Source organism: Algiphilus aromaticivorans DG1253 (assembly GCF_000733765.1).
Lineage (GTDB): Bacteria > Pseudomonadota > Gammaproteobacteria > Nevskiales > Nevskiaceae > Algiphilus > Algiphilus aromaticivorans.
The window spans coordinates 983,958-998,323 of the sequence record NZ_JPOG01000001.1; the positions used below are offsets into that span (position 1 = coordinate 983,958).

Annotated in this window: 14 protein-coding genes; 11 read left to right on the forward strand and 3 right to left on the reverse strand. The window is 67.1% G+C overall.

What is annotated here, in order from left to right; genetic code table 11:
• From U743_RS04590 to U743_RS04600, 3 genes are all read right to left on the reverse strand, one after another.
• Entirely contained in the window at positions 1-1,332 is a 1,332-nt protein-coding gene (locus U743_RS04590) for a UDP-glucose dehydrogenase family protein (protein WP_043765850.1), read from the reverse strand.
• Between the two features lie 87 nt (positions 1,333-1,419).
• Positions 1,420-2,112, reverse strand: a complete 693-nt coding sequence (locus tag U743_RS04595; protein WP_043765852.1) for a glycosyltransferase — start codon at positions 2,110-2,112, stop codon at positions 1,420-1,422.
• A 52-nt stretch (positions 2,113-2,164) separates the two neighbouring features.
• Complete coding sequence (locus U743_RS04600; RefSeq protein WP_043765855.1) at positions 2,165-3,115, reverse strand: radical SAM protein; 951 nt, start codon at positions 3,113-3,115, stop codon at positions 2,165-2,167.
• A 168-nt stretch (positions 3,116-3,283) separates the two neighbouring features.
• Here U743_RS04600 and U743_RS04605 point away from each other — a divergent pair, with 168 nt between their 5' ends.
• The 11 genes from U743_RS04605 to nusB all read left to right on the forward strand — a co-directional run bounded on the left by U743_RS04605 (position 3,284) and on the right by nusB (position 14,359).
• A complete protein-coding gene (locus U743_RS04605) occupies positions 3,284-3,658 on the forward strand; it encodes an FmdB family zinc ribbon protein (RefSeq protein ID WP_043765859.1) in 375 nt (124 codons plus the stop codon).
• Between the two features lie 75 nt (positions 3,659-3,733).
• Complete coding sequence (gene aspS / locus U743_RS04610) at positions 3,734-5,536, forward strand: aspartate--tRNA ligase (RefSeq protein WP_043765861.1); 1,803 nt, start codon at positions 3,734-3,736, stop codon at positions 5,534-5,536.
• Positions 5,533-7,164 (forward strand): hypothetical protein, encoded by a 1,632-nt coding sequence (locus U743_RS04615; RefSeq protein ID WP_156966333.1) that lies wholly within the window; start codon positions 5,533-5,535, stop codon positions 7,162-7,164. Before aspS ends, U743_RS04615 begins: the two co-directional genes overlap by 4 nt.
• A 44-nt stretch (positions 7,165-7,208) precedes the next feature.
• Positions 7,209-8,303, forward strand: a complete 1,095-nt coding sequence (nadA, locus tag U743_RS04620; RefSeq protein WP_043765868.1) for a quinolinate synthase NadA — start codon at positions 7,209-7,211, stop codon at positions 8,301-8,303.
• A gap of 73 nt (positions 8,304-8,376) precedes the next feature.
• A complete protein-coding gene (glyA, locus tag U743_RS04625; RefSeq protein ID WP_043765871.1) occupies positions 8,377-9,663 on the forward strand; it encodes a serine hydroxymethyltransferase in 1,287 nt (428 codons plus the stop codon).
• A gap of 33 nt (positions 9,664-9,696) precedes the next feature.
• The gene (gene nrdR, locus U743_RS04630; RefSeq protein WP_043765874.1) at positions 9,697-10,218 is read left to right on the forward strand and encodes a transcriptional regulator NrdR; all 522 of its coding nucleotides are present in this window, start codon (positions 9,697-9,699) and stop codon (positions 10,216-10,218) included.
• 132 nt (positions 10,219-10,350) lie between these two features.
• Entirely contained in the window at positions 10,351-11,460 is a 1,110-nt protein-coding gene (gene ribD, locus U743_RS04635; RefSeq protein ID WP_043765877.1) for a bifunctional diaminohydroxyphosphoribosylaminopyrimidine deaminase/5-amino-6-(5-phosphoribosylamino)uracil reductase RibD, read from the forward strand.
• 2 nt (positions 11,461-11,462) lie between these two features.
• Positions 11,463-12,065 (forward strand): riboflavin synthase, encoded by a 603-nt coding sequence (locus U743_RS04640; protein ID WP_043765879.1) that lies wholly within the window; start codon positions 11,463-11,465, stop codon positions 12,063-12,065.
• A gap of 101 nt (positions 12,066-12,166) precedes the next feature.
• On the forward strand, positions 12,167-13,234 hold the full coding sequence (gene ribBA, locus U743_RS04645; protein WP_408607394.1) for a bifunctional 3,4-dihydroxy-2-butanone-4-phosphate synthase/GTP cyclohydrolase II: 1,068 nt from the start codon (positions 12,167-12,169) through the stop codon (positions 13,232-13,234).
• A 166-nt stretch (positions 13,235-13,400) separates the two neighbouring features.
• Complete coding sequence (gene ribH, locus U743_RS04650; RefSeq protein ID WP_043765883.1) at positions 13,401-13,898, forward strand: 6,7-dimethyl-8-ribityllumazine synthase; 498 nt, start codon at positions 13,401-13,403, stop codon at positions 13,896-13,898.
• A complete protein-coding gene (gene nusB / locus U743_RS04655) occupies positions 13,895-14,359 on the forward strand; it encodes a transcription antitermination factor NusB (RefSeq protein ID WP_232226718.1) in 465 nt (154 codons plus the stop codon). The genes ribH and nusB overlap by 4 nt, the downstream gene beginning before the upstream one ends.
• Positions 14,360-14,366 lie beyond the last annotated feature (7 nt).

Sequence of the window (14,366 nt, forward strand, 5' to 3'; positions counted from 1 at the left end):
CTATAGCGGTGCGTTGCGGCCGATGCCGTAGTAATGCATGCCGGCACTGTTGACCAGGCCGGGGTCGTAGATGTTGCGGCCGTCGAAGAGGGCCTTGTCGGTGAGGGTGCGCGCCATCTCGAAGAAGTCCGGGCTGTGGAAGACCTTCCACTCGGTGACCAGCACCAGGGCGTCGCTGCCTTGCAGGGCGTCTTCGGGGGACTCGCAATAGACCAGGTCGTCGCGCTCGCCCCAGATGCGGCGCGCCTCGTCGGTGGCGACCGGGTCGAAGGCACGCACCTTCGCGCCGGCAGCCCAGAGGGCTTCGATCAGCACACGGCTGGAGGCTTCGCGCATGTCGTCGGTGCGCGGCTTGAAGGACAGGCCCCAGATGGCGAAGGTCTTGCCGTTGAGCTCACCCTTGAAGTGGCGCTGGATCTTCTGGAAGAGCAGCGATTTCTGGCGCTCGTTGACCGACTCCACGGCGCGCAGCAGCTCGGCGTCGAAGGCCTGGCCGTCGGCAGTGTGGATCAGCGCCTTGACGTCCTTGGGAAAGCAGGAGCCGCCGTAGCCGGCGCCGGGGTAAATGAAGTGGTAGCCGATACGCGGGTCGGAGCCGATGCCCACACGCACATCCTCGATGTTGGCGCCCAGCTTCTCGGCCAGATTGGCCAGCTCGTTCATGAAGCTGATCTTGGTGGCCAGTATGGCGTTGGCGGCGTACTTGGTCAGCTCGGCGGAGCGCACGTCCATGATGACCAGACGGTCGTGGCTGCGGTTGAAGGGGGCATACAGCGCCTTCATCAGCTCGGCGGTGCGCGGATTGTCGGTGCCGACAATGACGCGATCGGGCTTGGTGAAATCGCTGACGGCGGCGCCTTCCTTGAGGAATTCGGGATTGGAGACGACGTCGAAGTCCACCGGCGTGCCGCGCGCGCCCAGCGCCTCGGCGACGGCTTCGCGCACCTTGTCGGCGGTGCCCACCGGCACCGTCGATTTGGTAACGACGATGCGGTAATCGCCCATGTGCGCGCCGATGGTGCGCGCGACATTGAGCACGTACTGCAGGTCGGCCGAGCCGTCCTCGCCGGGCGGGGTGCCGACGGCGATGAACTGGAAGAGGCCGTGATTGACGCCCTCGACGGCGTCCGTCGTGAAGACCAGCCGCCCGGCCTCGAAATTGCGCTGAACAATGGCTTCCAGCCCCGGCTCGTAGAAGGGCACTTCGCCGCCCTTCAGGCGCGCGATGCGGGCGCTGTCGATGTCGACGCAGACAACATGATTGCCGGCGTCGGCGAAGCAGGCGGCGGTAACCAGACCGACGTAGCCGGATCCGAAGATGGTGAGTTTCAAGCGGTGGCTCCTGGGTGCCCGTGGCGCGGGCTCTTGTGCGCTGCGGAAGGATAAGGCCTCAGCCTCCGCCACGAAAGCGGCAGCGCTTCAGCCGTTCAGGCCCAGCCCCTTCTCGTACAGTCGATTCATCCAGCTATTCGGCAGGCCCAGGCCGTAGCCGACCTTCAAGGCCTGGTTCATCAGCGTCTGGCGCCAGACGCCATTGCGTCGGTAGCGAATCGCCGAGGTCGTGACCTGCTCGGACAGGCGCTGCGGCGGGCTGCGCCGCAGCAGGCGGCGCGACAAGGCAGTGTCCTCGAAGATTGCCAGCTCGGGGACCGGTCGCTTCCCGGCAAGGCTGCGGTGCAGGAAAATGCAGTGGTCGAGGTAGGCGATGCCGCGGCCGTCGAGGCGCACGCGGTTGGAATACCAGGAGGTCCAGGCCAGCAGCGGGTGGGCGAGATCGAAGCGGTGGGTGAAGGCGCCCCAGCCGACATGCTCGGGGAGCCGTTTCAGCGCCGCGAGCGCGGCCGGTTCCAGCAGGCTGCGCGGGTGGTGCAGTAGCACCAGATCACATTGTGCCGCCGTGATACCGGCGTTCAGCCGCTGCGCGCGGTTGCGGCCCGGCAGTCGGATGACTCGGGTCTCCGAGGCTTCTAGCAGTTCGGCGGTGCCGTCGTCGCTGGCGTTGTCGACAGCGATCAGTTCGATGTCCGGATATCCCTGCAGACGCTCCAGGATGCGCGGCAGATAGTCCAGGCCCAGCTCGTTGCTGGTGGGCAGTACGACGCTGAAGCTCATGCCTGCCGGCTCCCGCGCGCTGTGGTCTTCCGGCGGGCTTCCGCGGCAGGCGCTAGCTGGCCGAGCACGCGCCGCCGCCGAGTACGCAGAACTTGGCGCAGTGCGGATGATTCAGCTTGACGGGTTGCCAGGCCTCGCCGAGCGTCCGGCCCATTTCGAAACCGGGCTGGTAGGGCAGCAGGGTGCAGGCCGCGACCACCGGATGCGGCTCGCCCTTGCGCTTGACCACCATGCGCGAGCTGGCGCACATGATGTCGGCCGGGTCCTTGCCCAGAATCGACCAGCAGCCGGTGGTTATCTCGGGCACCTCGGCGTGCTCGTCCATCTCCGGAAAGAGGATCAGCCGGGCCGGATCGTCGGCGTCGATGGCGACGTTCTGTGCGACGAAGAATGCCTGGTAGCCGGCGCGTATCGCGGCTTCGTCCTCGTTCCACATGGTGCGGCCGGCCGCTGACAGGTTGAAACCATGCTCGGATAGCCAGCGCAGCCCCCGCACCGTGGGCGCCCAGGAGCGCGGGCCGCGCTCCTCTTCGTGCAGGGCCTGCGTGTAATGGTCGATGGACACGCGAATCTCCAGTCGCTCGCCGTGCTCCTGGTGCAAGGTCAGCAGCGCCTCGGCGCATTTCTCCATGGGACGCATGGCATTGGTCAGCACCAGCGCGCGATAGCCGCGCGCCAAGCTGTCGGCCAGCATGGCCATGAAATGCGGGTTCATGAAGGGCTCGCCACCCGTGAAGCCGATCTCCTCCGTGCCGAAGGCGCCGTCCTCGATCTCGTCGAGATAGGCGGCCACTTCGCGATCGTTGATGTAGACCAGCGCGTCGTTGCTGGGCGATGACTCGATATAGCAGTGCGTGCAGGCCAGATTGCAGAGCGTGCCCGTATTGAACCAGAGCGTGCGCAGCCGTTGCGGCGCGACCACCGCGCGTGGCTCGCCGGCCGCGGTGACGTCCGGATCGCTGAACTTGGTCGGCAGCGGGGGGGCGATGGCAGTGCTTTTCATGGCTGTAACAGTGCCCCGTGGCACCGGGGCTGGCAATGTTCGTCGCAGGCGAGGATCATGTTCGACCGTACGGCAACGTGCCAGCATCGGTTGCAGGGCTTGAAATTGCGGTGCGGGCCCCTATTGCCTGCGCTGTTGCGCGTGACGGCGCCCATATCGAGAAAAGAAATGCCTTTCTACGAGTACAGCTGCCCGCGCTGCGGGTCCGAAAAGGAAGTGCTTCACGGCATCAATGCCAAGCCCGAGGTCGTCTGCGACGCCTGCGAGGGCGAAGTGATGCAGCGCTTGGTGTCTGCGGCGGGTTTCCGTCTCAAGGGCGGCGGTTGGTACGAGACTGACTTCAAGTCCGACAAGCGTCGTAACGTGGTCAGTGACAGCGACGGCACCGCCAAGACCACCGACAGCGCACCGGCGGCGTCGAGCGATAGCAAGGACAAGGGCGCCGACAAGCCGGCTGCCAAGGACAAGAACACCGACAAGCCCGCTGCCAAGAGCACGAGTGGCGACAGCGGGAAATCGGGAAGTACTGCTACGGCAAGCTGAGCCGGCTGGCCGGCTGCGCTCTCGACGGGCGCTGGCCCGCTACAATGCGCGCCCCCGAATCGCCGGAATCCGTCCATGCGTTCTCATTACTGCGGCCAGGTCGAAGAGAGCCTGGTTGACGCCGAAGTCACTGTCTGCGGCTGGGTGCACCGTCGCCGCGATCATGGGGGCGTGATTTTCATCGACCTGCGCGACCGCGAGGGCCTGCTGCAGGTGGTCTTCGACCCGGATCGGGCCGAGATCTTCGCCGAAGCCGAGCGCGTTCGGCCCGAATACGTGCTCAAGATCACCGGTCGCGTGCGCCGGCGGCCGGAGGGCACCGTCAATCCGGAGATGCCCAGCGGGGCGGTGGAGGTGCTCGGCTTGTCGCTGGAGGTGCTCGCCCGCGCCGAAACGCCGCCGTTTCATCCCGAGGACGAGAATGTCGGCGAGGACGTGCGCCTGCGCCACCGCACCATCGACCTGCGCCGCGGCGACATGCAGCGCAACCTGCGCCTTCGCCACCGCGCCGTGGCGGCGCTGCGTCGCTATCTGGACGCCGAGGGCTTCATCGAGGCCGAAACGCCGATCCTGACGCGCGCCACGCCGGAGGGTGCGCGCGACTATCTGGTGCCCTCGCGCACGCACGCCGGGCGCTTCTTCGCGCTGCCGCAGTCGCCACAGCTCTTCAAGCAGCTGCTGATGATGGGTGGCCTGGATCGCTACTACCAGATCGCGCGCTGCTTCCGCGATGAGGATCTGCGCGCGGACCGTCAGCCCGAGTTCACGCAGCTCGACGTCGAGGCCAGCTTCGTTACGCAGGACGACATCATGCGCATCATGGAAGGCATGATCCGGCAGCTCTTCCGCGAGACGCTGGACGTCGAACTCGGCGACATGCCTCATATGAGTTGGGCCGAGGCCATGCGGCGCTTCGGCTCCGACAAGCCGGATCTGCGCAACCCGCTGGAGCTGGTGGATGTCGCCGATCTGGTCGCGGATTGCGACTTCAAGGTCTTCGCCGGCCCGGCCAACGATCCGGGCGGCCGCGTGGCCGCGCTGCGCGTGCCGGGCGGCGGCACGCTGTCGCGCGGGCAGATCGACGCCTACACCAAGTTCGTGGGCCAGTACGGCGCGCGCGGGCTGGCCTGGATCAAGGTCAACGATGCCGCGGCCGGCCGCGACGGGCTGCAGTCGCCCATCACCAAGAACCTCTCCGATGCGGCACTGGAAGGCATCGTCGCGCGCACGGCTGCCGCCGACGGCGACGTCATCTTCTTCGGCGCCGATCGCTTCGGTGTCGTTTGCGACGCCATCGGCGCGCTGCGCCAGAAGGTGGCTGCCGATCTCGATATGATCGCCAGCGGTTGGCGCGCGCTCTGGGTTATCGACTGGCCCATGTTCGAGTGGGACTACAAGGACAAGTGCTGGTTTGCCAGCAACCATCCCTTCACCGCGCCGCAGGGTGGCGACCCGGCGGCGGTCAAGAACGATCCCGCCGGCTGCCTGTCTCAGGGCTACGACATGGTGCTCAACGGCGTCGAGATCGGGGGCGGATCGATCCGCATTCATGACCGCGCCATGCAGGAGGCGGTGCTGGACATCATAGGAATCGATGCGCAGGCGGCGGAAGAGAAGTTCGGCTTCTTGCTGGAAGCCCTTCGATATGGCGCACCGCCGCATGGCGGTATCGCGTTCGGCATCGATCGCCTGATCATGCTGATGGTCGGGGCAGGCTCGATCCGCGACGTCATCGCCTTCCCGAAGACACAGACGGCACACTGTCCGCTGACCGATGCGCCTGGTCGGGTTGAACCGACTGCGCTGCGCGAGCTCTCGATTAAAAGCCTGGCGCCGGCGGCGCCGGCACCGAACACGGCCCCGACGGAGGCTTCATGACGCGGTATTCCCCATATTTCCTGATGTCCGGCGTTTGCGCGCTCACCCTGTTGGCCGGCTGCGACGCCGTCGGCGATGGGGTCGCGCCCACCGGCCTGACGTTCGAGCCGAACTTTCAGGCCACCGGGCTGACCGCTCGCGAAGCCGAGGAAGCACAGGAAGCCTTCGAGAATGGCGAGCCCTTCCGAATCACCGAGTGCATTCCAGCGCAGGCTCGGACGGTGCTGGAGTTCGACAACGGCGCGCGCGAGAACGCCACCCAGCGCAGCGAGAACATTCGCTACTCCAGCAGCGACGAGAGCGTGCTGGAGGTCTCTAATTTCGACATTCCCTTGACGGTCAACCCGGATCAGCCCTTTCCGCGCGGAACGCTGATTCCGCGTTCACCCGGCACGGCCACAGTGACTGTGAATTTCTCGAACTTCGAGACCAGCATGGAGGTCGAGGTCCAGCCGCTCGGGGAGATCGAGCCTTTTGTTGATTTCCCCCGGGCGCTCGCCCCCAATGCCTTCGCCGAGGTCGTCGCCAATGCCGAGGTCAACGGCCAGACGCTATCGGTCAGCAATGCCGCGGCGCTGAAGCTGACGGACGTCAACAGCGGTGATCCGAGCGAAGCAGTACGCAGCGACCGCACTGCGGACGGGCGCGTCTTCGTACGGGGCCTGCTGCCCGCCGTCGATCAACAGGCCGAGCTGGACTTCGCGCTCTGTGATCGCCAGTTCACGCAGGAGTTCGACGTCGCCGAGATTTCCGAGCTGCAGCTGGCGCGCGCCGAAGACGACGGCGAGCCTGCAGTCATCGGCTTCTCGGAGCTGCTGGAGGCCACCGCGGTCTTCGCCGACGGCAGCGAGCAGCGTCTGAGCGAGCAGGTCAGCTTCTCGCGCCCGGAGGAGGAGGATAATCTGCTCCTGCTGCTTAATACGCAGACGCGCGGCAACAGTCTGTTGCTGCCGCTGTCCGGCAGCGAAGGCGACGATCCCGACGAGGGTGAGATCAGCGGTACGGGCGGCGTCGGCACCCTCAACGCCAGCTTCGACCAGGACGCCAGCAGCAGCCTTCCCACCACGGAGCTGCCTGACGGCGTGACGGATCTTCCCGAAGTCGAGGCGACGCCGTTGGAGATACCGGTCCGTCCCGGTCGGGCCGCGGCGCTGCACTGGCGTGTCGAAGCCAACGACGAGGGCGAGCGCGTTCTCGAGCTGCCCCAGGGCTGCGAGACGCAGCCGGGCGTCGAGGCCGATATTCAGATCTTCCGCGGTTCGGACGACTACGTGACGGTGACCCGCGACGTCACGCGCAGCGTGAACTACCTTGTCGGCGATGAAAGTCTCGACGAGGAGGAGGACGAGGCGGATACCGCGCAGGATGAGGAAGAGGAATCCGAGCCCGTTATCAACGTCGTGCGCAGCGGCACACTTTCTTCCCAGCTGCGCGCTGGCACCATCACCGCGGTAGGCGAGGTCGGCGAAGAGGAGCGCCTGCGCGCCGTACTGGTGCAGAGCGGCACGATCCCCGGATTCGACGAGCCGGCGGAGGGCGAAGAGCGGCGCATCGAGGACGAGATCCTCGTGCGGGTTGTCGAAAGGCAGGACTGCGCTCCCTTCGACGACCCCGGTGTTTTAGAATAGTGCAATGAATTCGCTCGATCGCCTGCCGATCAGGGGCTACTGAATTGGCTGCAGCCCTGCAACTCGACGACTTCGCACTGCTCGATGAAGACGAGTGCGAGGCCCGCATCCGCGCTGCCAAGAAGCAGCTCGGAGAACGGGCCGTGCTGCTCGGTCACCACTACCAGCGCGAGGAGGTGTATCGCCACGCTGATCTGACGGGCGATTCCCTCAAGCTCGCGCATCTGGCGGCCGAGACCGAGGCCGAGTTCATCGTCTTCTGCGGCGTGCATTTCATGGCCGAGGTCGCCGACATCGTCACGCACGGCCAGCGCACGGTGGTGTTGCCCGACCTCGCGGCCGGCTGCGCGATGGCCGACATGGCCAACCTGGCCAAGGTGAAGACCTGCTGGCGCGAGCTGGCCGAGGTACTGGACCCGGACGAGCAGGTCACACCGGTGACCTATATCAATTCCGCGGCCGACCTCAAGGCCTTCTGCGGCAGCCACGGCGGCATCGTCTGCACTTCGACGAATGCCCCGGGTGTGCTGAAGTGGGCCTTTGAGCGCCGCGAGAAGGTGCTCTTCTTCCCGGATCAGCACCTGGGTCGCTGGACGGCCTGGAACATGGATATCCCGCTCGACGACATGGTCGTCTGGGATTTCACCAAGAAGATGGGCGGGCTGACGCCCGAGCAGATCCGCAACGCCAGGGTCATTCTCTGGGATGGCTTCTGCTCGGTGCACCAGATGTTTCAGCCCGACCACATCAAGCAGTTCCGCGAGCAGCATCCGGAGGGCAAGGTCATCAGCCATCCGGAGAACGCGCTGGAGGTCTGCCGGGCCTCCGACTACGTCGGTTCCACCGAAACCATCCTCAAGACCGTGCATGCTTCCGAGCCCGGCACGCACTGGCTGGTCGGAACCGAGCTCAATCTGGTCAATCGCCTGGCCGCCGAGATGAAACCCAAGGGCGTGTCCGTGCAGTTCATGTCACCGATGGTGTGCATGTGCTCGACGATGTTTCGCGTTGATCCGCAGCATCTGGCATGGACCCTCGAGAATCTCGTGGTCGGCAACACGGTGAATCGCATCCAGGTGCCGCAGGACGTCGCCGAGCCGGCGCGCGTGGCGCTCGATCGGATGCTCGCCATCGCCTAGCGGAACGCCGCCGCGTTGACCCGCGGCCTTCGTTGCGATCCGCCCCAAGAAAGCAAAAAGGAGTAGAACCACCATGTGGAAGAACGCGCCCAGTCTTGCCGAATTCGATCCAGAAATCGCGCGCGTCGTCGTCGCGGAAGCGGGTCGACAGGAAGCGCACATCGAGCTCATCGCCTCCGAGAACTACGCCAGCCCGGCGGTCATGGCCGCGCAGGGCTCGGTGCTGACCAACAAGTACGCCGAGGGCTATCCCGGCAAGCGCTACTACGGTGGCTGTGAGCACGTCGACGTCGCCGAGCAGCTCGCCATCGCGCGCGTCAAGGAACTCTTCGACTGCGACTACGCCAATGTCCAGCCGCATTCCGGCGCCCAGGCCAATGCCGCCGTCTTCATGGCGCTGGCCGATCCGGGTGACACCATCATGGGCATGAGCCTGGCGCACGGCGGCCATCTCACGCACGGCCACCCGGCCAATTTCTCCGGCAAGCACTACAACGTGGTCGCCTACGGACTCGACGAGGAAACCGGTCTCATCGACTACGACGCCATGGAGAAGCAGGCCATGGAGCACAAGCCGAAGATCCTCATCGGCGGCTTCTCGGCCTATTCGCGCGTCAAGGACTGGGCGCGCATGCGGCAGATCGCCGACAAGGTCGGCGCCTGGTTCTGGGTGGACATGGCCCACGTCGCGGGCCTGATCGCCGCCGGCGTCTATCCCTCGCCGCTGCCGCACGCTCACGTCGTCACCTCCACCACGCACAAGACCCTGCGCGGCCCCCGGGGCGGCATCATCCTCGCCAAGGGCGCGGACGAGAAGCTGCAGAAGAAGTTCAACTCGGCCGTTTTCCCGGGCATCCAGGGCGGCCCGCTGATGCACGTCATCGCCGGCAAGGCGGTGGCCTTCCGCGAGGCACTATCCGACGAGTTCCGCGGCTATCAGCAGCAGGTGATCGCCAACGCGCAGTCCATGGCCAAGGTCTTCGCCGAGCGCGGCTACAAGGTGGTTTCCGACGGCACCGACGACCACCTCTTCCTGCTGGATCTGGTCGCCAAGGACGTCACCGGCAAGGACGCCGAGGAAGCGCTGGGCCAGGCGCACATCACCGTCAACAAGAACGCCGTGCCCGGCGACCCGCGTTCGGCCTTCGTGACTTCGGGCCTGCGTATCGGCACGCCGGCCTCGACGACGCGCGGTTTCGGTGCCGACGAGATGGGGCAGGTCGCCGGCTGGATCGCCGACATCGTCGACGCGCTGGCCAGTGGCGACGCGGAGTCGACCATTACCCGCGTGCGCGGCCAGGTCGAGCAGCTCTGCGCCCGCTTCCCGGTCTACGGTGATACGCCTCGCGTGGCGGCCTGATGGCCGACGGCGCGCGCATCGGCGGGTGACGCCGTGCAGTGTCCCTACTGCCGGCACGCCGATACGCGCGTCGTCGATTCGCGCACTGCGGATGACGGGTCCTCGATTCGCCGTCGTCGCGAGTGCCCCGAATGCGGCGCGCGCTTCAACACCTTCGAACGCGCGCATCTGCCGGTGCCGCCGCTGGAGAAATCCGACGGCAGCACCGAGGCCTTCGACGAGGAGAAGCTGCGTCGCGGCATGGCGCGGGCGCTCTACAAGCGCCCGGTATCCGACGAGCGCTTGCAGGAAAGTATCGACCGCATCGTCGACAAGCTGCGCACCTTCGGGGAGCGCAGTGTGCCGGCCCGCACCTTGGGCGAGTGGGTCATGGAGGAGCTGCGCGAGATGGATCATGTCGCCTATGTTCGCTTCGCATCGGTGTATCGCCAGTTCAATGACGCCCAGGCCTTCCGCGAGGAGATTGAGCGCCTCGAGAGCTCGCCGAGCGCCGAGCTGCGCCGTAATCAGCTGCCGCTGATCGGTGAGGATGACGACAGCGATGCCTCGCGCTGATGGGGCGCCGCGGCACCGCGCACCCTCTCTCCCCCGGCCCCTCTCCCCGGCGGGGAGAGGGGAGTCTGCTGCGATGCTCGGGAATAAAGCCCCTCTCCCCGCCGGGGAGAGGGGTTGGGGAGAGGGGGCCGCGTGAGCGCTTCCTTCTCAGCTGCCGACGCCACCCACATGGCGCGCGCCCTGCGCCTGGCGCGGCGAGGTGTTGGGGCAACGCATCCGAACCCCGCAGTGGGCTGCGTGCTGGTGCGCGACGGGCAAGTGATCGGCGAGGGCTTCCACGCCCGCGCCGGGCAGCCGCATGCGGAAGCGGCCGCGCTGGCGGCGGCCGGCGAGGCAGCGCGCGGGGCCGAGGCCTTCGTCACGCTCGAACCCTGCGCGCACCACGGCCGTACACCGCCCTGCGCCGACGCGCTGATCGCGGCCGGCGTGGCGCGGGTGGTTGCGGCCCACCGCGATCCGGACCCGCGCACGGCCGGGCAGGGGCTCGAGCGCCTGCGCGCTGCCGGCATTGACGTCGCCGAGGGGCTGATGCGCGAGGCCGCGCGCGCGCTCAATCGCGGCTTCATCGCGCGCCTGGAGCGCGGTCGGCCCTTCCTGACGCTGAAGCTGGCGGCCAGCCTGGACGGGCGCACGGCCATGGCCTCGGGCGAGTCGCAGTGGATCACCGGAGCGGCGGCACGCGCCGATGTGCACCGGCAGCGCGCCCGCCATCACGGCATTCTCACCAGCGCGCAGACCGTGCTCGACGACGATCCGCAGCTGACCGCGCGTCCTGCGAGCGGCGCGCCGACGCGTCAGCCGGAGCGCATCGTGCTGGATGCGCGCGGCCGCGTGCCAGCGACGGCGCGTGTCTTCACCGACGATGGCGTGCCGCGCTGGTGGCTGGTCGGCGAGGGCGCCTCCGTCACGCCGCCGGCCGGCGTCGAGATGCTGTGCCTGCCGGGCGCCACGCCGCCGGATCCGTGTGCGGTGGTGCAGCAGCTCGCTGCGGCAGGCTTCAACGACGTTCTGATCGAATGCGGGCCGCGACTCGCGGGAGCCTGGTTGGCCGCCGGCGCGGTGGACGAGCTGCTGCTTTACGTGGCGCCGTCTCTGCTTGGCGACGCGGCGCGGCCGTTGGCGGCGCTGCCTGGGTTGGAACGCTTGGCCGATCGCGTGCAGCTGCGCTGGACGGATGTACGGCAGCTGGGCACGGATCTGCGCATCACCGCCACGCCCGTGGCGGGTCAACAGGAGGGCTGAGCATGTTTACCGGGCTGATCGAGGCCATGGGCCGACTCGAGCAGGTCAGCGAGCGCGACGGCGACCGTCGGCTGCGCATCGTTACGCCATCGGGCTTTCTGGAGGGCGTAGAAGTGGGGGCCAGCATTGCCACCTCCGGGGTCTGTCTCACGGCCGTGGCGCTGGACGGCGACGTCTTCGAGGCCGATGTCTCGGTCGAGACGCTGGACGCCACCACCGCGCGCGAATGGGAGGCCGGCCGGCCGCTGAATCTGGAGCATTCGCTGACGCTGGCCAAGCCGCTCGGCGGTCATCTGGTCTCCGGCCACGTCGACGGCGTCGGCCGGTTGGTTGACCGCCAAGAGGATGCGCGCAGCTGGCGGCTGGAGCTGGAGGTGCCGGAGGCGCTGTCGCGCTACATCGCGCGCAAGGGCTCGGTGGCCGTCGACGGCATCAGCCTGACCGTCAACGACGTCGAGGGCAGCTGCTTTGGCGTTAACATCGTGCCCCACACATGGGCCCACACGACATTGGGCACCACCGAAGTGGGGGCGGCCGTCAACATTGAGGTCGATCTCATCGCACGCTATACCGAGCGGCTGCTGGCCGCGGGCAACGGATCATGAACAAGCCGGACAAGATGGCAACACAGGCCGCGGGCGAGGGCACTACCGACGGCGCGCTCGACAATATCGCCGATGTTGTTGCCGACATTCGCGCGGGAAAGATGGTCGTCATCATGGACGACGAGAACCGCGAGAACGAGGGCGACATCATCATGGCCGCCGAGCATGTACGTGCCGAGGACATCAATTTCATGGCTCGTCACGCGCGCGGCCTGATCTGCCTGACGCTGTCGCCCGAGCGCTGCCGCCAGCTGCGTCTGCCGCCGATGGTCGCGCACGGCGATGACGCGCATCGCACCGCTTTCACCGTTTCCATCGAGGCCGCCGAGGGCGTGACGACCGGCATCTCCGCTTTCGACCGCGCGCACACGATTCGCACCGCGGTGAAGCCGGACGCTTCGCCGCAGGATCTGGTGCAGCCGGGGCACGTATTCCCGCTGATGGCGCAGCCCGGTGGCGTGCTGACGCGCGCCGGCCACACCGAGGCGGGCTGCGATCTGGCGCGACTGGCCGGCGTCGAGCCGGCGGCGGTCATCGTCGAGATCATGAACGAGGACGGCACTATGGCGCGCCGGCCGGATCTGGAGGTCTTCGCGCGCGAGCACGGCCTGAAGATCGGCACCATCGCTGACCTCATCCGCTACCGCCTGCAAGAGGAACACAGCGTCGAGCGCGTCGCCGAGTCGCGCGTCGACACCGAGTTCGGGCCCTTCCGCCTGATCAGCTACGAGGATTCCGCCGACAACACTGTGCATCTGGCCATGGTGCGCGGCACGATCCGGCCCGATGAGCCGGCGCTGGTGCGTGTGCATTTGCGCAATACGCTGGCTGACACCCTGGGCGTGCGCCATCCGGATTTCGGATGGCCACTGCGCCGGGCTCTGCAGCGTATCGCCGAGGAGGATCACGGCGTGCTGGTGGTGCTTCGCAAGCCGGAGTCGCCGCGCGAGGTGGCGCAGCAGATCCAGGAGCTGTCCATGCACGCCCACGCGGAGGGGCCGGTGACGACTGGCGACGACCACGAGGAAGTGCTGCGCACTTACGGCATCGGCGCGCAGATTCTTTCCGATCTCGGCGTCCGCAAGATGCGGGTGCTGTCGGCACCCAAGCGCATGCAGGGCATTTCGGGCTTCGATCTTGAAGTCACCGAATACGTGCCCTGCGACTGAGAGGATGTTCATAAAACTACTGCGCTCCGCATCTTGGTCGCTGGCGGTGCTCGAAATGCTCATGTATCGGCTTATACACTGCGCGTTCTGTGCGCCGGCGGCGACCAACCTGCGTTCGCTCGCCACGTTTTCTAAACACCCTCTCCCCTAGAGGAAGAACAAGCGCATGTCAGATATCAAAAGCGGATACCACGCGCCGCCGGCGCCCTCGGATGGCGAGTTCGCCAATACGCGGGTGGCCGTGATCGCCACGCGCTGGAATGCCGGTGTCGTCGACGCCCTCGTGGACGGCGCGCTGGGCGCGCTGCACGACTGGGGCGTGGCCGAGAACAATATCCGCGTCTACCGCGTGCCGGGCGCCTATGAGCTGCCGCTGGCCTGCGAGCATCTGGCGCGTGGCCAGCACTTCGACGGCGTCGTCGCGCTGGGCGCCGTGATTCGGGGGGACACGCCGCATTTCGACTTCGTCGCCGGCGAGTGCGCGCGCGGATTGCAGCAGGTCATGTTGCGCCACGCCATCGCCGTCGGCTTCGGGGTCTTGACGGTCAACACCCCCGAGCAGGCCGAGGAGCGCGCCGGCGAGGGGCCGGACAACAAGGGCCGCGAGGCCGCACAGGCGGTGCTGGAGATGATTCGCTTCGAATGGGAGGTCGACGCACCGTGAGTGCCGACGCCGCCAAGCCCAAGGCGCAAGGGTCGAGTCGCCGCGGGCTGGCGCGACGGCTGACGGTGCAGGCGCTCTATCGCTGGTTGGTCAACGAGGCCCCTGCCGAGCAGCTGCTGCGCGAGTTCCGTGAGGAGCCGGGCCTCGGCCGCGCCGACGGCGCCTACTTCGACGAGTTGCTGCGTGGCATCACCGACGACGCGGTGCAGATCACCCAGACCTTCGCGCCGCACCTCGACCGGCCGCTGGTCGAGCTCGACCCGGCCGAGCGCGCCATTCTCATGCTGGGGACTTTCGAGTTGATGGCCAAGCAGGATGTGCCCTGGCGGGTGGTGGTTAACGAGTCGGTGAATCTCACCAAGATGTTCGGCGGCGTCGACGAGTCCTACAAGTTCGTCAACGGCGTGCTCGACCGCGTCGCCCACACCGTGCGCGGCGCGCAGGTGCAGGCCGGGCTGTAGCCGGCGC